Consider the following 17,571-nt stretch of genomic DNA (forward strand, 5'->3'; position numbering starts at 1 on the left):
AACAATTACGACTCTACCTATAGAGCCTCTCTTTATTAAGCACACTTTACCTTATTTTTTTAGTTTGGTCATGTTTCGTCGATTTTCCCCACCTCAAGAATAGAGAAAAAAACCACGAATGCAATTGATAATTGTTATCATTCGTATATATTAATCATTAGACACCTATTTTTGAGTAACACCTATGGATCGACTAATCTCATTTTTACCAAGCAGTAGCACTGCGAAAACCACTCAGTTTTCACTCTCTTTCAAACGACTGCTTTTGCCGATTTCACTTGCCGCTCTTGTCGCAGCACCGGCTACGCGAGAGCTTACGGTAACCACCTTATCTGACGCATTCTGGGCCGTATCTTGTTATGTTGCTCTAACCTTAGCTGTCTACCACTGGCTAGCACTCTACATCAACAAAGACAACGTATTCAGTAAGTTAGTCCATCAATCCCGCTCTAACCAAGTTGTATTTGCCGCCCTTATGGGTGCGCTGCCCGGTTGTGGTGGTGCTATCGTGGTAACCACACAATTTATCTCGGGTAAGCTCGGTTTCGGTGCTGTTGTCGCTGTGTTGGTTTCCACTATGGGCGATGCGGCCTTTCTTCTTATCGCCAGCGAACCGAAAACAGGTCTCGCTATGATGGCGATGGGTGTCATTGTCGGCACGGCTTCAGGTCGAATCATCAACCTATTCCACGCCGATGACTTTTTACGCCCTAAACAAGTTGAGAATAATGAACCTGTTAGAAGCTGTTCATCGCAATCACAAGACAAAGAAGCCGTTTCTAAAAAAGCGATCAATTTGCAAGGTTACTTGTGGTCAGTATTGATTATCCCAGGCGCTGCGGTTGCCCTACTCGGCTCATTTCAAGTCGATGTCAATCAACTGCTCACTTTACCAGAGATGTCGATGGAATGGCTTGGCGCTATAATATTGATTAGCTCAATGTTTTTGTGGGGTCTTACTCGTGAGATTAAAGACTACAAATCAGCGGTAAGTGAGGACGAAAAGTGTCTAGGCTCTCACCCACTACAAAAAACAGCGCAGGATACGAACTTCGTTACGGCCTGGGTCGTGGTTGCTTTTCTGTTTTTTGAGTTCGGCTCTGTGATAGCAAATGTTGATTTTGCTACGCTATTCTCAAACTGGGGAATTATGCTCCCCCTGGCTGGGGTCCTGATGGGTTTGCTTCCGGGCTGTGGACCACAATTATTGGTCACTAGTCTTTACCTTTCTGGCGCACTTCCTCTATCAGCTCAGGTAGGCAATGCAATTTCAAATGATGGTGATGCCCTGTTCCCTGCCATTGCGATGGCACCTAAAGCCGCACTAGTCGCGACCTTGTACTCAAGTATACCCGCTTTACTCTGTGCATACGGTTATTGGTTTATGCTCGAGATTTAAATCTCGCAGCTCGATAGGTTTCTATTAGGTCGGTACTTGGTATCGACCCTTTTACTTTGTCATCCTAATTACCACTTACAGCAACTCTTAACTATCAACACACTCTAGCCTGGAAGCTTAACTTTCTTTCCTCTATCCATACTCTTCCGGATGCGATCCAAAGGCGTTTAACCATGAATACTTATACGTAATTGTCAAAATCAAAAAAGCCCCTGTGAGCTTGGCTTACAGGGGCTTTAACTTAAACTTGGCTGCTTAAGTAATTTGTTTAAGATGCATCAATAGGTCCGCCAAAAGCAGTAACTGGAGGTGCCTTACCAACAAACTTCTCAAAGTCCACAATACATGTGTGCGCAGAAGTAGCCTGTGCTAGCTCAGAAGAGCCGATATCTTGAGTAAGTGTGTTAGGGTCACCATAAGTACAAATTGCACCTACTTTTTCGTTTAGAGGGCCATACCAAGCACCTTCTTCGATACGGACAACTCCACGTGGGTAGCTGTCAGTAAGTACGGCACCAGCAAGAAGCTGACCACGGTCGTTAAATACACGCACCAAGTCGCCGTCTTTAATGCCTTTTGCTTTTGCATCAACTGGGTTGATGTACACAGGCTCACGACCTTGAACAGCGTAAGTAGCACGGAAATCTTCAGATTCACACATCTGAGAGTGCAGACGCTTGTCCGGGTGGCACGATTGTAGCCAGTACGGGTGTTTGTCAGATCCAGGACCACCGTGTGAACGTTCTGATTTCTCAAACCACATAGGGTGTTCTTGACAGTGTTCGTAACCGTAACGACCGATCTTACGAGAAGTGATCTCGATGAAGCCAGAAGGTGTACCCAGTGGGTTAATTTCTGGGTCTTGGCGAAAGTCAGCGTGACGCACCCAAGGCTTACCTTGACCGAAGTCTAGTACACTCTTTTCCCAGAACTCATTAAACTCTGGCATTTCGAACTTCCCGTCGTTCGCTTTCTTACAATCGTTGTAAAGACTGCTAATCCACTCCATCTCACTCATACCACGAGTGTATTCCTCGCGACGACCAAAGCGTTGAGTAAGTTCGCTCATGATCTGAAAATCAGACTTAGAATGGAATAATGGATCAACCAGGCGATGCATCGCAATCAGACCTTTGCTTGAATAAGATCCGTATACGTCAATATCATTTCGCTCCCACTGCGTACAAGCAGGCAGAACGATATCAGAGAAACGACAAGTTGCTGTCCATGCAAAATCAATAGTGACGACAGTTTGCAGCTTTTGAAACGCTTGCTTCATTCGGTTTCGATCTTGGTGATGGTGCCATGGGTTATTTCCTGAAATAACCATCATTTTGAAACCAGGCAGTTTAACTTTACTCCCGTTGTAATTGATCTCTTTGCCAGGTTCTAGCAAACTGTCGACCCATCTTGCAACCGGTATAGTGCGGCTGTAGCCATTAAAGTTACTATTATCCCATTTAGGTTTCATACCTGTATCTAGGTTTCGAGGAAAACCACCGGGCCCCGCGAAGCCAGTTGAAGGTACACCAATACTTGAGTAGTGATGACCGTAAGAGATGCCACCACCAGGTAGGCCGATTTGACCAACCATTGCTGCCACTACTGCTGCCGCCCAGTATGGCTGCTCACCATGCTCTTGACGTTGGATACACCACCCCATAAGGATTTGTGTACGACCGTTCACTAGCATACGTGCGAATTCACGAATCTTATCCGCTTGCACGCCACAGATAGGTGCAGCCCACTCAGGTGTCTTAACAACTTTATCTTTCGTTTCACCTTGAACGTACTTGATGAAATCTTCGAAACCTAGACAGTAAGTTTCAATGAACTTCTTATCGTACAGGTCTTCGTTGTACAGCACGTGGGCAACAGCAAGCATGAATGCTACGTCTGTTAGCGGGTTAATGTATAAGTGATCGTTCTCTAGGTAACGTTGAGTCTTGTTCTTAACTGGGTCGACAGAAAGAACATTGATCTCGCCTTTCGCTACTTTTTCCTTTAACTGCGCTAGATAGTTGAAAGATTCGTGAGTTTCACAGTTCCAACCTACTTGTAGGTTTTTCACTGGATCGTTTGCCCAAAGAATGATGTTGTCTGAATTCTCTAGGATTTCAGACCAAGACGTACCTTGTGCATAAACTTCAGTTGAACCTAGTACGTAAGGCATGATGGTTTGACCTGCACCAGTTGAGTAGTCACCTACTTTAGTGATGAAGTTACCGTGCATACCTACAGCACGTTGCATGTGTGCAGTACAGTTGTTGAACGCACCAGTTTGGTTCCAACCAGTTTGACCTGCGTGTAAAGCCCATGGACCGTATTCTTTCTGAACACGCTCTAGCTCACGGTAAAACAGGTCTAGTGCCTCATCCCAAGTTACACGGATGAAACGGTTGTTACCGCGCGTCTCAGCGCTGTATTTGTGTTTCTTCAGCCAATCTAGACGAACCATTGGGTAACGAACACGTGATGGGCTGTAAATGATGCCCTTGATGCCGTTCAACATTTCTGTTGGGTTCTGGTCTAGTTCTAGCGGTTTGATCTCTTGAACTTTACCCGCATAGATGTGGGCGCGGAACGCGCCCCAGTGTGACCCTGTTACTTTCCAAGTACCTGTAGACTCAGCTGCGTTTGCGGATGCTGAAGCCAATAAGCTTGGACCGATAACTGACGCTGCACTTGTGGTTGCTACACCTTTAAGAAAACTTCTTCGTGTAATAGCCATTTATTTTTACTCCAATCCGACGCTTATTAGTGGTGACCTTCAGCATAATCTGAAGAGTGTTTCTGTAGGTACTTCAAGATCAGGGCTTCACTATCTGTATCTAGGTTAACGAACGCTAGCATACCGTCGAACATACCTGGCCATGTGTTCGCATCGAAGTGCGCTTCAGCTGGTTGTGTGTGACATACAGAACAGTTAGTTTTATAAGCTTCTTTCGATTTTTCCCATACAGGGTTGATGTCATTCAGCATAGATTCTTTCTTGATCCATACTGTCGCAGCTACTTTCTCCCAAGGAAGACCAGTTAGCTCATCAACTTTCTTCTCACCAGTCGTAACAACGTTCGCGTCTGTTGATGCTTCTTTCATTAGAGATGCTACTGCGATGTTTTTACCGAAGTCTTCTTGAATTACACGACCGAAGCCTTTCGCTTTACGCCAGCCGTCGATTTCAATTTCAACGAAGTCACCTTTGTCTTCAAGAACTTTTACAGTTGATGCTGGGTTTAGTAAACCCGCTTCTTTAGCACCTTTGTCATCAAAGTAGATTGGCAAGTGACGAACACTTACTAGTTGCTGACCTACACCGTAATCAGTGTTTGAGGTCATACCTTCAAGATCACCAACAATACCACCGATGCTATCCATGCCCGCAGGTAAATGGTGGGCGATACCTTTATGACAATCAACACAACTCTGATCTTTCTCTGCTGCTTGTTTCATCTGAATTCGAGCCGTTGGGGACATCTGGTTAAAATCCATCGAGTCATAGTTATGACAGTTTTTACACTCTAAAGATTTATTCGCCGAGAAGCGGTCCCACTCGTGCTTGGCAAGCTCAATGCGGCGTTCTTCGAAAACACCCGGTTCACCATAGTTACCAAATACCTGTGCAAACACTTCTTTTGAAGCTTGCATTTTACGGGCAATCTTATCAGTCCAATTATGAGGTACGTGACAATCAGGGCAAGTAGCTCGAACCCCCGAGTGGTTTTTCCAGTGAACCGTTTCCTGAAGTTCAACGTATACGTTATCACGCATGGTGTGACAGCTGATGCAGAACTTTTCAGTGTTTGTAGCTTCTAGGGCTGTGTTAAAACCACCCCAGAAAATAACACCAGCTATAAATCCACCCATGGTAAGCACACCAAGGCTAATGTGGACGGCTGGGCGAGACATAGTTCGCCACAGTTTAATGATTAACGATTTCATTTTTTACTCTCTTAAACTTTAAATGCTAATGAGGCTTGATAGGAGTTAAGCGCCATGCGCACCAGGAGGACCGAAGAAAAATACCTGAAGTGCCCAGACGATAAACCCATACCCACCTACAAACGCTACACTCAATACTGGAAAGAGAACTACCGCGATAAAGAGGAATGACTTCCACTCTAGCGAGCGTTTTTCGCCCGCTTCAACTTTTTTAACATCACTCATACACTGTGCCTATTTTGTATTTAGTAATTCCGATTAACCCGTTTGCGGAGCTAATTTACTGGGAACATTTTCTTAGCTACCTACTCACGAATATTAAACCATACACAAAGTGTGGTTCAACGAAATCCATACTTTAATTGTTGTTAATCAATACTTTTTTGAGTTCATCCAGTTTTGTTTTCAGTTAAAGAAACATATTAAAAATCATTAACAAATATGAAGAATTAAGTACACCTCAAAAGCATCAAACGCTAACACTTATGAAACTGTGCTGTAACCAAATTTAACGTTCTACTTACTAAGTAGTACCTAACAATACCTAAAATAACCAATATTTTGGGCTGTAATTTTTAAAGCTATTGCGTAACAATTGAAGAAAAAACTGGCGTACTGAAATTCATCATTTGGCACTTTCAGATATGATGTGTGTCCAATAAAAAGGAAGCACTATGCAAGATGTTATCGACATATCTTGGTGGCAGTTACTGCTATTTAGCTCACTTCTCCTCTTACCAATCACCATTAATCACAAACTGAAATTAGGTCTAGGCAAAGAGGCTTCTATTAGTATTGTGCGTATGGCTGTACAGCTCTTTCTGGTAGGGCTTTATCTAGAGTACCTATTTACTCTAAATAGCTTATGGGTCAACTTACTGTGGTTATTTGCCATGATAGTCGTCGGAGCAAGTTCGATTGTCGAAAAATCCAAGCTACCTAAAAAGCTGCTACTTGGCCCAGTTGCTGTTGGTCTTGCTGTAACGTGCGTACCCATTGTTTTGTTTATCTGCTTCTTTATCATCAAGCCGACACCCTTGTTTAGTGCACAATACCTTATCCCCATTGCAGGGATGCTATTAGGTAATAGTTTAAGCAGTAATATAGTGGCATTACAGAACTTGTTTGGCGCTTTCGAAACACAGAAATCAGAATATGAAGCAGCTATAGCTCTAGGAGCCACACCGAGTTACGCAGCCGCACCATTTGTACGCAACGCAATAGGGAAAGCGATGTCACCAATTATGGCGTCGATGGCCACTACAGGCTTAGTCACGCTCCCAGGAATGATGACTGGGCAAATTCTAGGTGGGGCTTCACCAATGATCGCTATTAAATATCAACTGATGATCATGCTGGCTATTTTTGTCATGATGAGTTGCTCTTTGGCACTTGCGTTACACCTATCTTTGAAGACATCACTGACCAAAGAAGGTCGAGTTCTTGCACAAAATCAGGCTTCTAAATAGCCGCTCCCCTACCGTGAGCTCTGGTTACTCACTGAATTTGAGACAGGTTATCCACAGAAACTGTGGATAACCAAATCAATATAGATCCTTTTTTATTCAGTTCACCCTCCCAAAAGATCATTACCTTTGATCCGTGGTTAATTTCAACGAGATATACACATCTGTAAATCGTAGTTACGAAGCCTTCTGCTACTCAAGAAAGAACCCTATGGCATGGTTTTCCACACATAAAAAACGGCCTGCGATGCAGGCCGTCTTTTTAGTGTCGCAGTCAGTTCGGCGCAATCACCGAATTTGAATTAGTCACGCAGATAAATCATCCAATACCACATGCCTACAAAGATACCACCACCGATGATATTACCTAGAGTCACAGGAAGAAGGTTATTGGTCAGAAAGTCCATCATGTTAAGGTCAACATAGTCCGCAGGGTTAGCGCCAGTCATCGTCCAGAACTCAGCAGGAGCGAACATCTTAATACCAACAGCAAGCGGTACTTGGAACATATTCGCAATACAGTGCTCAAAGCCTGATGATACAAACATCGCAACTGGCAAAATCATTACCGCGATTTTATCAGTCAGCGTGCGCCCACTGAAGGTCATCCACACTGCAATACAAACCAACACGTTACACATGATGCCTAGTGCGACAGCTTGGATAAAATCGTGATGCATCTTGTGTTGAGAAATCGCCATCGCGTTCAAACCAACTTGCCCATGATCAAACATGTATTGCTTAGTCAATAGCATACAAGTTACGAGCAATAGTGCCCCAATCAGGTTACCAATATAAACCGTCGCCCAGTTCTTAATCAGTGTTTTCCAAGTGATTTTACCACTTGCACGAGCCACCAAAGTAAGTACTGAACTTGTAAACAGTTCACCACCAGTGACAACAACAAGAATTAAGCCCAAGCTAAATGCTAGACCACCCAATAGGCGAGTGATACCCCATGGCAAATCGCCAGCACCGGTAGTAACGATAGTGTAAAACACAAACGCAATTCCGATATGAATACCAGCTGAAATCGCTAGTAGAAAAGATTTGATTGGATCTTTAGTTGCTTTACCTACGCCAATATCTGCAGCGCGCTCTGCCATTTGTGGCGGTAATAATGAGTCGAATTGGTTTAGATTCATGATGATTTACATTTTGAAACATGTCGTCGGGAGCGCGATAATCCTCTCTTTCATTTCTGAATTCAAGAGCTATTTTTGACTCAAATTCCGCTCAACAACCAAAAATATGCAAAACTCACAATGATATTGAAATTTCATACGACTTTAGTAGTAAAAGCAAAATTGTGATGAATGAAAACCTGTTACCAACAAAAACAAAACACCCATAAATATCAACCAGTTACGATAAGCCAATAAACATATCGTACACTAAAAACATATTTTTAGGGCTTTTGCATCCAGATTTTGACATAGATCAACAGAACGTAAAAAAGCGCTCTCAGGCGCTTTTAACTCAGTCGCAGATTAAGAGATTAGTTGTCCTAAACCGACGGGTCAACCACTTCATCTGATACCGATTCTAACCTGGTATCTTCAAGCTCTGATTCAGTGTTAGTGGGCATCAGTTCAGAATCACTTTCATTAGCAACCTTCCCGCCTGGAGTCTTCAAACTATCCACTAGCTCTTCCAAGCTCTTAATATGTGCCTCACTCTTTGCTACTTGTTCGTCTAGAAGTTGACTACGTTTTGTTGCCTCAGACAATTGTTGCGCCTGTAGCTGGTTTTCTCTTTCTAACTGCGCGAGCTGCCCAGTTAAAGATTCAATCTCAGATTTAAGCATGGCTGTCATATCTGAGCTTTTAAGCTCATTGATACTTGAGACAATCTTCTGAGACTGAAGGCGCAGTACTACGTCACGATAATCTTCTTCATTGATCGCCTGTGAGATGCTTAATAACTGATTCTCAGCATTCAGCACCGATTGTTCGAACTTGTCCCCTTTAACACTCGCAAGTACTTTTACTTCATGAGCAACGCTTCGTACGTGGTCCAACTCAAACTCTGCGGCTTTTGCTGCGTCTTCGATAATGGACTTTTCACGAGGGCTCGCTTTGACCTGATTCTCAGCTAATGCAATTTGTGCAGCGGCCTTAGCAAAGGTCAACGGTACAACATCATCAAAGTCTTCATCTTCTAAATACTCTAATTCGTCTTTGAGCGGTTCGATATATTTCTTGTGTGCGACTTTCACTTCCAACAAGCGTGCATTATTAAGGAACTCAACTTGAGCTTCTTGAGCGTCCTCTAGTTCATCGACTAACACATACTCAAATAGCTCGCTGTATTCTGAATACAATCGTTTGTAACTCGAAGCGAACATAGTGTCAGCACCAAGATCTTTGAGGTACCCCATTTGCACGATCGAATCGGCAAGTACCCTATCCGCCTTTTCCTTAAGTACGAGAATCGCATCATAGTTTGATTTGATTAACGCGATCTTCTCATCGAAGGCTTCAGCATAAGTTAAGCTCGAGAAGATTGAATAACTCTTAGTAAGACGCGTCTCGTCTTTGAGTAAATCGGCATAAATACTTTCCGCGTCTTCCCATGCATCGAGCAGTTCATTGTAATTCTCAGGAGCATAAATAGACAATTGAGTGTGGTCTTCCAACTTTGACTGCCACTCTGTATAGACACCTTGTACAGAATGAAACGAACGGATCTCTACTGCAGATTCATTGTTGTTTGTGGTTTGACTTGCGTCTGTATGCTCTGAGGGTGTGCTTTGACAACCTGAGATTGCAAATAGCATACTAATTACTAACGCTAATTTGTTCGCTCTCACCTGATGCATTTCCTTTTTTGTACCATATTAGCCGAATGCAGTATATTTCTAGTCACACAATATATTACAACCACTTAGCAATAAACATCATTCGCCATTTAAGTGGGCACAAATTGCTCAATGCACCCAAAATAAGTTCACCATACGACAATTAATCATTCAATTTGGTATCAGTTATCAAATCTATTTATTTGCTGTTGTCTGAGCCGAGAATGCGCACTAAGGTGAAGGTAGAGAACGTTATGAATATATAGGTTAATTATGAAGTACACCGCTGAACATATTGCTGATTTAAACCTCCTTCTTCAATTTGATGTAAGTAGCGCGGCTACAGGTATTAAAGTTCATCAAGAGGCTAGCCAAGAAACTCAAGACGCTGTTAAGCGCCTGTTCGAAAAGAACCTTTGTACTCAACCAGACGGCGGTTACCTGACCGATGAAGGTATTGAGATGGCAGAGCGTGCAGACAAGCTACTTCGCGTACTTAAATAAAACGCGACGGTTATAGTAAAAACTCCACTCGCTTCGGCCGTGGAGTTTTTTCATTTTTGACCAAAGGTTTGTTAGGCTTATTAAATCCATAGCTTGTCTTTGTGAGGAACAGATGGCTTCTATATTTATTGTTGGTGCTGGATGGGTAGGCGCAACTTTATCTGAACACCTAGAGAGACATAGTAACCGCGTCGTCGTCACTAAAACGACCCAAGCAGGTGCAGATACGATCAGTAGTGAACGTATTCCCTGCGAAGTATTCAGCTTTGATTCGTCAAACCCAGAGCAAACCGTCGGAAAACTCTATTCTTTATTTCTCGAACACAATTCCGAGATCGTGATAGGTAGCTTCCCCCCTGGTTTTAGAAAAGGCGCAGGAAAAGAGTATGCCGACTATTGGCTGCTACTTACGAAAGCTTGTCAGCAAGCCAATATTAAGAAACTGATTATGGTCAGTTCAACAACGGTGTATCCAACCAAGCCAGGTATCTTATACGAGCAGGATGCATCACTTGCGCTTGCGAACGCTGACAGCGATGACGCTTGCACATTCTCCGATAACGCGCGAATTATGCTTCAAGCTGAACATTCAGTGATGGATTCTGATATTGATTACACCATTCTTCGCTTTAGTGGATTAATTGGTCCTAATCGCCACCCATCGCGCTTTGCCAGTAAACTAAAACAAGTGAGCAACCAAGCCCCTGCGAATATGCTGCACCTTGATGACGCCATTGGCGCGGTTGATTTTGCGATTAACCACCTACATAACGAAATCGCAAATGTGACGACACCAAACACGGTAAGCAAAGCTGAGTTCTACGCTGCCGCTTTAAAAAGCGCCAACAGTAATGAGCCACTCCCACCTGTCGTTAATGAACCAGATAAACTGATTTCTTCGAAAAAGATCCTCGATTTAGGTTATTCATTTAAATTTGAATCCACATTGGACGCTCTTCATGACTAAGCAATCCCCAAAGAATCTTCACCGCTCAATCGATACCCTTTGGAATTTCATGTCGATGGGACACGAGGTTGAGCCCTCAGATTGTATTTTTGTATTGTGCAGTAACGACACTCGCGTTGCTGAATATGCAGCGGAGCTCTACCAACAGAAAGTCGCACCTTATATCGTGTTTTCTGGAGGCGTCGGACGATTTACTGAAGGCAGTTTTGAACGCTCAGAAGCAGAAACTTTTGCAGCCATTGCTAGAGACTGTGGTGTGCCTGATTCTGATATCGTCATCGAAAAACACGCGACAAATACTGGAGAAAATGTCCGTTTCACACACGAGCGACTTACTGAGTTAGGATTATCTCCTAAAAGACTGACCTTAGTGCAGAAGCCCTTTATGGAGAAAAGAACCTACGCGACCTTCAGTAAACAATGGCCTGAAGAGACAACGCAAATAACCGTAACCTCCAAATGGCAGGACTGGGTCGATTACTTTAATGAGGAGTTGCCATTAGATATGGTGCTAGGCGCGTTGGTAGCGGATTTTGAACGCATCAAATCGTACCCCGCTAAAGGTTTTCAGATAGAAATGCCTATCCCTGAGGAAGTAGATAACGCCTATCAAGCGATTAAGAAGCTCGGCTTTGAATAGATCGCGACAACCAATAAGAAAACAAAACGGTGACACTAAGCCACCGTTTCTTTTTTATCACTTTGCCTTTCAGCTATTGCCACAGGACTTAAGACGTGTTTATTTACCAAGCGCCTCTTTGTAGTGAAGACGACAAACAGACACGTATTTGTCGTTGCCACCAATTGCAACTTGATCACCTTCCGCGATCGCGACACCGTGCTCATCAGTACGAATTACCATGTTAGCTTTGCGCCCACAGTGACAGATAGTTTTAAGCTCAACCAGTTTATCAGCCCAAGACAGCAAATAACGGCTGCCTTCAAATAACTCACCTAGGAAGTCGGTACGTAAACCGTAGCACAGTACAGGAATATGGAGTTTATCAACCACTTCAGTTAACTGATATACCTGCTCTTTCGACAAGAACTGACACTCATCAATCAGTACACAGTGACGCTTTTCTTGCTCGTTCAGCTCGTTAATCGCCTCGAAAAGATTCGTGTCATTCTTAAAAAGCTGCGCTTCAGATTGCAGACCAATTCGAGAACTCACTTTACCAATACCGTAGCGATCATCGAGTGCTGCTGTAAAGATAACTGGCGTCATGCCGCGCTCTTGGTAGTTGAATGAAGATTGAAGAAGCGTTGTCGACTTACCCGCATTCATTGCTGAGTAATAAAAATACATCTGAGCCACAGAAATATTCCTGTTTAGTAAAGTTGAATATTGAAAAGATGAAATTCGAGAATTTTTGCTAGAAAAAAGGGCTGAAAATCAGCCCTTTTTTATAAGATTTACTTGCGACGCCAAGTCGTACCTTCTGGGCCGTCTTCCAGAACGATACCTAATTCGTTTAACTTATCACGTGCAAGGTCGGCATTTGCCCAATCCTTAGAAGCACGAGAATCGTTACGCAATTTGATCAGCGCTTCGATTTCAGCCACTTCGTCATCGTTACCTGCAGCATCACCTTGTAAGAAAGCTTCTGGATCTTGGTGAAGAATACCGATGATATCCGCAAGCTCACGCATCAATGCACCAAGTCCACTCGCTTTTTCAATACTTTCTGTCTTGATACGGTTGATTTCACGCGCCATTTCAAACAGCACTGAGTATGCTTCTGGCGTATTGAAGTCATCGTTCATCGCTGCGGTAAAGCGTGAAACGTACTCTTCGCCACCAGCAGGTGCTGCAGTAAGATCTAGACCACGAAGTGATGTGTACAGACGCTCAAGTGATGCACGAGCTTGGTTTAAGTTGTCTTCGCTGTAGTTAAGTTGGCTACGGTAGTGACCAGACATTAGGAAGTAACGAACCGTTTCCGCATCGTAGTGTGCCAGGACATCACGGATAGTGAAGAAGTTACCTAGAGACTTAGACATCTTCTCTCTGTCTACCATCACCATGCCACTGTGCATCCATGTGTTTACATAGTCAGTACCGTGTGCACAGCAAGATTGCGCGATTTCGTTTTCGTGGTGTGGGAACTGCAGATCCGAACCGCCACCGTGGATATCGAAGTGATTACCAAGAATAGACGAGTTCATTGCTGAACATTCAATGTGCCAACCTGGACGACCTGGGCCCCATGGTGATTCCCATGTTGGTTCACCCGGCTTAGACATTTTCCAAACCACGAAATCTAGCGGGCTACGTTTTGCAGAGTCAACATCAACACGAGCACCAGCTTGAAGCTGATCTAGGTCTTGCTTAGAAAGCTTGCCGTATTCGTCAAACTTCTTAACTTCAAACATTACATCGCCGTTGCTTGCAACATAAGCAAAACCACGTTCAATCAGCTTTTCTACAAGCTCAATGATCTCAGTAATGAATTCCGTTGCACGAGGCTCAACGTCTGGACGCTTCATGTTTAACGCATCGAAGTCAGCGTGCATTTCACCGATTAAGCGCTCAGTCAGAGAATCGCAAGACTCACCGTTTTCGTTCGCACGCTTGATGATTTTGTCATCGATATCTGTGATGTTACGAACAAACGTTAGGTCGTAACCTAAGTAGCGCAGGTAACGAGTTACAACGTCGAAAGAAACGAACGTACGGCCATGACCAATATGACAGAGATCGTATATGGTTACCCCACAGACATACATGCCGACTTTGCCAGCTGTAATTGGTTTGAATTCCTCTTTCTGTCTTGTGAGCGTGTTATATATCTTTAGCATGATCTCTATCTATTTTATGGATTAATCAAAATAAGCTCGCAGTATAACAAGTCATACCTTAATAGGTAATACCTTTCACCATCAAATCAGCTAAACTCCTTGCTATCTATTGACGATTTCGTATTTTGAAACTCAATCAAACTAGGCTAGAATCGCCTTTCATATTAAAAAAACACTAAGGTAACAATCATGATCATCCTTCACACAAATTTTGGTGACATCAAAGTTCAACTAAACGAAGAAAAAGCACCAGAAACAAGCGCAAACTTCCTACAGTATTGCCGTGACGGTTTCTACGACAACACACTATTCCACCGTGTTATCGATGGTTTCATGATTCAAGGCGGCGGCATGACTTCTGGCCTTAAAGAAAAAGCAACTCGCGCGACTATCAAGAATGAAGCAAACAATGGTCTAGCAAACAAAGTTGGTACGCTAGCAATGGCTCGTACTATGGAACCGCACTCAGCGAGCTCTCAATTCTTCATCAACGTAAACGACAACTCTTTCCTTAACTTCCGCAGCGAAAGCCTAGACGGTTGGGGTTACTGTGTATTCGCAGAAGTTGTAGAAGGCATGGACGTAGTAAACAAGATCAAAGGTGTTAGCACTGGTTCTATGGGTATGCACCAAGACGTACCACTAGAAGAAGTGATCATTACTGGTACTACAATCGAAGCTTAATTACTTTCTTTCGATTCGCATTCACCATTGATACAATCAATAATTAGGATAAGGGAGCACTCGCTCCCTTTTTTTAAAACTGTATGAAAACATATTTTATATCAGACCTTCACCTTGCTCCGTCACGACAAGACATCACGGACTGCTTCCTAACCTTCATGAAAAATGAAGCGGTAGAAGCGGATGCACTCTACGTATTGGGTGATCTGTTTGAGTTCTGGATTGGTGACGACGATAAAAGTGAATTCGCCAATTCTATTCGCCAAGCATTTATCGATTTGGTGAAAGCTGGTGTCCCTTGTTACTTCACGCAAGGTAACCGTGACTTTTTGGTTGGGAAAAGATTTGCCAAGCAGACTGGTGTGAAGCTTCTAGACGAAGTGACGACTATCGATATCTACGGGCAAAAAGCCGTGGTACTGCATGGTGACACTCTATGTACTGAAGACGTAAAGTACCTCGCTTTCCGTGAGAAAGTACATCAACCTTGGCTACAGTGGGTCTTCAACAGAATTCCATTCTTTATTAAAAAGAAAATCGTGTCAAAAGTTCAGTCTGATATTAAAGATGATAAGCAGACTAAGTCGCTAGAAATCATGGATGTGACACAGCAAGAGGTCGAAAACGTGATGGAGAAAAACAATGTTGACCTCATGATCCACGGCCATACCCATCGTCCAAACATCCACACTTTTGATGCTAACAATTGCACTAAAACTCGTATTGTACTTGGTGATTGGTATATACAAGGCTCTGTATTGGTGTTTACTCCGCAAAGTTTTGAACTACAGAATCGAGCGTTTAGCAATAGCTTTCAACAACAGCCTTAAACTTTCAATTTGATTATTATAGTGGGTCAGACTTTCTTAGATTGTGTATGGTAATTTCTAGTGAATTAGCTATTATCTCTTCATCTTAAATAAACCGAACACAGTACCAAGTTGAAATATTCATACGTAGCGCGTCAACCAATACTCGATGCAGACAAGAAAACCATAGGTTACGAGTTGCTATTCAGGGATGGTCCTAAAAACACTTTCCCTGAAGTAGAACCGGAACTCGCTACTAGTCGTTTGCTATCTGACCACTTCTTATCGACTCACTACAATACATTGGGTGATAAGCTTGGTTTCGTTAACTTCCCTTATGCAAGCCTAATCAACTTAGTCCCTACTCTGTTCCCCAAAGAAAGCTTAGTCGTTGAAGTTCTAGAAGACTGCGAACCAACTGACGAGTTACTTGAGGCGATCAAGGCCATCTATGATGCTGGTTACACGATTGCATTAGATGACTTTGTGCCAAGTAAAGCTTGGAAGCGTTTCCTACCTTACGTATCGATTATCAAATTCGATATTCGTTTAGTCTCTATTGAAAAAGCTTCGATGTTCATGAGCTCATTGAAAGGGTTAGATATTAAGTTTCTTGCTGAAAAAGTAGAGACTTATGAGGAATATCAAGAAGCAAATAGAGTGGGTTTCAGCTACTTCCAAGGCTACTTTTTTAGCAAGCCAAAAATGATTCAAACTCGAGCACTCAATCCTGCTTTTTTAACTATCGTGCAACTGTTGAAAGAGATCGCCATCGATCCTATTGATTTTGGCGAAGTAGAGCGCCTGATCACCTTAGATGTTACGCTTTCATATAAGCTGCTTACCTACGTGAACTCGGCAGGCGGCTCAGCAACGACCATCCGCTCTTTCCGACAAGCATTAGTTTACCTAGGAGAGCAGAAGCTGCGTAAATTTGTTTCTCTTGTAGCGATTGCGTCTGCGAAGGAGGACAAACCTGACTCACTTTACGGCTTAGCTGTCATTCGCGCTCGCCAGTGTGAACTGTTAGTCGAAAAGATGAACGTTAAAGTGGAGCCAGGACAAGCTTTCTTAACTGGTATGTTCTCGTTATTAGATTCATTGTTCGATCAACCGTTAAAACAGGTTCTGGATTCTGTGCCAATTGACGAAGAGATAAAGCAAGCACTAATACTGCGCAAAGGTGTATTAGGTGCGGTCTTAGCCATGGTTGTTGCTTACGAACAAGCTCGATGGGAAGAAGCGACCCGCATTCGTAAACTCCTCAAACTCAGTGAAGCTCAACTCGGCCTCGCCTATGACGAAGCGACAGCTTGGGCGCAAGATTTGTTAGCTCCTGCTTAATCAACCATTGGCTTGCTAGAAACGTCCTCTTTAGTGGACCTTAATTTCTTGTTAAACTCCAACGCATTCATTTATGGCCTCTTACTCAGAGGCCATTTTTACAGGATCTGATTATGTCTTTATGCCCATGTGGTAGCAACAATACTTACCCTCAGTGCTGTGAATCAGCACACCTTGATCACAGTTCAGTTGAAACCCCAGAGCAGTTGATGCGCTCGCGTTATTCCGCGCATGTTTTAGGGTTGGTCGATTATGTAGTTGCTACCTACCATCCTAGCTGCAATGCTGAAGCACAAAGAGAAGGCATTGCTGATTCGATCAACAGTGATTGGGTAGGCTTAGAAGTTATCGACACTGCTGCTGGTTCCCACGAAAACGAGGGCTATGTTGAATTTAAAGTCTATTTTAATGAAGATGGCTCGCAATACTGTATGCAAGAACGCTCTCGTTTCGTTCATGAAAACGGCCTTTGGTTCTATATCGATGGTGAGTTTCCAGAACAGAGCCAACCTGAGCCTGATATTGACCCTCGCCTAAACCAAACCGTAGAGAGCTTTAAGATCGGCCGCAATGACCCGTGTATTTGCGGCAGCGGTAAGAAATACAAGAAGTGCTGCGGCTAACTCGTACGCATAGGAAGTCAGATTAGAAGAAGAGATTCCTGATGTCGCTTAGGCTTCTCGGAATGATGAGGCCTAAATGTGAAAAAGACACACATGATAGAACACTAAAAAAGCCCCGTAAACATAGTTGTTTACAGGGCTTTAGATTATCTAGATGTATCTGAAAGATAGCTTACTTAACCTGAGCTCCGGATAAAAATTGAATAAATAATGAACTAAAAGCTCGTTTGT

At 43.2% G+C, this 17,571-nt stretch carries 16 protein-coding genes; 9 read left to right on the forward strand and 7 right to left on the reverse strand.

What is annotated here, in order from left to right:
* Nucleotides 1–184: 184 nt before the first annotated feature.
* On the forward strand, nt 185–1,399 hold the full coding sequence (locus ACTRWI_RS02445; protein WP_499129063.1) for a putative manganese transporter: 1,215 nt from the start codon (nt 185–187) through the stop codon (nt 1,397–1,399).
* 268 nt (nt 1,400–1,667) lie between these two features.
* Here the strand turns inward: ACTRWI_RS02445 and torA are convergent, their stop codons facing one another.
* The 3 genes from torA to torE are packed head-to-tail and all read right to left on the reverse strand — an operon-like array spanning nt 1,668 to nt 5,566.
* Complete coding sequence (torA, locus tag ACTRWI_RS02450) at nt 1,668–4,130, reverse strand: trimethylamine-N-oxide reductase TorA (protein ID WP_499129064.1); 2,463 nt, start codon at nt 4,128–4,130, stop codon at nt 1,668–1,670.
* Between the two features lie 26 nt (nt 4,131–4,156).
* Nucleotides 4,157–5,341 carry a pentaheme c-type cytochrome TorC gene (torC, locus tag ACTRWI_RS02455; protein ID WP_499129066.1) on the reverse strand — a complete coding sequence of 395 codons (1,185 nt, stop codon included), beginning with the start codon at nt 5,339–5,341 and terminating at the stop codon, nt 4,157–4,159.
* Nucleotides 5,342–5,386: 45 nt separating this feature from the next.
* On the reverse strand, nt 5,387–5,566 hold the full coding sequence (gene torE / locus ACTRWI_RS02460; RefSeq protein WP_105024636.1) for a trimethylamine N-oxide reductase system protein TorE: 180 nt from the start codon (nt 5,564–5,566) through the stop codon (nt 5,387–5,389).
* 449 nt (nt 5,567–6,015) lie between these two features.
* Between torE and ACTRWI_RS02465 the strand changes: the two genes are divergently transcribed.
* The gene (locus ACTRWI_RS02465) at nt 6,016–6,810 is read left to right on the forward strand and encodes an ABC transporter permease (RefSeq protein ID WP_499129068.1); all 795 of its coding nucleotides are present in this window, start codon (nt 6,016–6,018) and stop codon (nt 6,808–6,810) included.
* A gap of 299 nt (nt 6,811–7,109) precedes the next feature.
* Here the strand turns inward: ACTRWI_RS02465 and focA are convergent, their stop codons facing one another.
* Together focA and ACTRWI_RS02475 are read right to left on the reverse strand one after the other, a co-directional pair.
* Nucleotides 7,110–7,952, reverse strand: a complete 843-nt coding sequence (gene focA, locus ACTRWI_RS02470) for a formate transporter FocA (protein ID WP_499129070.1) — start codon at nt 7,950–7,952, stop codon at nt 7,110–7,112.
* 362 nt (nt 7,953–8,314) lie between these two features.
* Nucleotides 8,315–9,586: a hypothetical protein gene (locus tag ACTRWI_RS02475; protein ID WP_499129071.1), complete on the reverse strand. Its 1,272-nt coding sequence runs from the start codon at nt 9,584–9,586 to the stop codon at nt 8,315–8,317.
* Between the two features lie 294 nt (nt 9,587–9,880).
* Between ACTRWI_RS02475 and ACTRWI_RS02480 the strand changes: the two genes are divergently transcribed.
* The 3 genes from ACTRWI_RS02480 (at nt 9,881) to ACTRWI_RS02490 (ending at nt 11,718) form a co-directional block, all read left to right on the forward strand.
* A complete protein-coding gene (locus ACTRWI_RS02480) occupies nt 9,881–10,111 on the forward strand; it encodes a TIGR02647 family protein (RefSeq protein WP_004742038.1) in 231 nt (76 codons plus the stop codon).
* Nucleotides 10,112–10,223: 112 nt separating this feature from the next.
* Nucleotides 10,224–11,078, forward strand: a complete 855-nt coding sequence (locus ACTRWI_RS02485) for an NAD(P)H-binding protein (RefSeq protein WP_499129073.1) — start codon at nt 10,224–10,226, stop codon at nt 11,076–11,078.
* Nucleotides 11,071–11,718: a YdcF family protein gene (locus ACTRWI_RS02490; RefSeq protein ID WP_499129075.1), complete on the forward strand. Its 648-nt coding sequence runs from the start codon at nt 11,071–11,073 to the stop codon at nt 11,716–11,718. The genes ACTRWI_RS02485 and ACTRWI_RS02490 overlap by 8 nt, the downstream gene beginning before the upstream one ends.
* Before the next feature lie 99 nt (nt 11,719–11,817).
* Here the strand turns inward: ACTRWI_RS02490 and ACTRWI_RS02495 are convergent, their stop codons facing one another.
* Together ACTRWI_RS02495 and cysS are read right to left on the reverse strand one after the other, a co-directional pair.
* A complete protein-coding gene (locus ACTRWI_RS02495) occupies nt 11,818–12,396 on the reverse strand; it encodes a thymidine kinase (protein WP_499129077.1) in 579 nt (192 codons plus the stop codon).
* 98 nt (nt 12,397–12,494) lie between these two features.
* Nucleotides 12,495–13,880 carry a cysteine--tRNA ligase gene (gene cysS, locus ACTRWI_RS02500; protein ID WP_499129079.1) on the reverse strand — a complete coding sequence of 462 codons (1,386 nt, stop codon included), beginning with the start codon at nt 13,878–13,880 and terminating at the stop codon, nt 12,495–12,497.
* 189 nt (nt 13,881–14,069) lie between these two features.
* Between cysS and ACTRWI_RS02505 the strand changes: the two genes are divergently transcribed.
* From ACTRWI_RS02505 to ACTRWI_RS02520, 4 genes are all read left to right on the forward strand, one after another.
* Nucleotides 14,070–14,564, forward strand: a complete 495-nt coding sequence (locus tag ACTRWI_RS02505; protein ID WP_004742032.1) for a peptidylprolyl isomerase — start codon at nt 14,070–14,072, stop codon at nt 14,562–14,564.
* 83 nt (nt 14,565–14,647) lie between these two features.
* Nucleotides 14,648–15,394, forward strand: coding sequence for a UDP-2,3-diacylglucosamine diphosphatase (gene lpxH, locus ACTRWI_RS02510; RefSeq protein WP_499129082.1), 747 nt, complete (start codon nt 14,648–14,650; stop codon nt 15,392–15,394).
* Between the two features lie 111 nt (nt 15,395–15,505).
* Complete coding sequence (locus tag ACTRWI_RS02515; RefSeq protein ID WP_499129084.1) at nt 15,506–16,717, forward strand: EAL and HDOD domain-containing protein; 1,212 nt, start codon at nt 15,506–15,508, stop codon at nt 16,715–16,717.
* A gap of 113 nt (nt 16,718–16,830) precedes the next feature.
* Entirely contained in the window at nt 16,831–17,340 is a 510-nt protein-coding gene (locus ACTRWI_RS02520; protein WP_499129086.1) for a YchJ family protein, read from the forward strand.
* Nucleotides 17,341–17,571: the final 231 nt, after the last annotated feature.

The sequence above is a fragment of the Pseudoalteromonas sp. G5_S1_14_S5 genome (genome assembly GCF_054968605.1).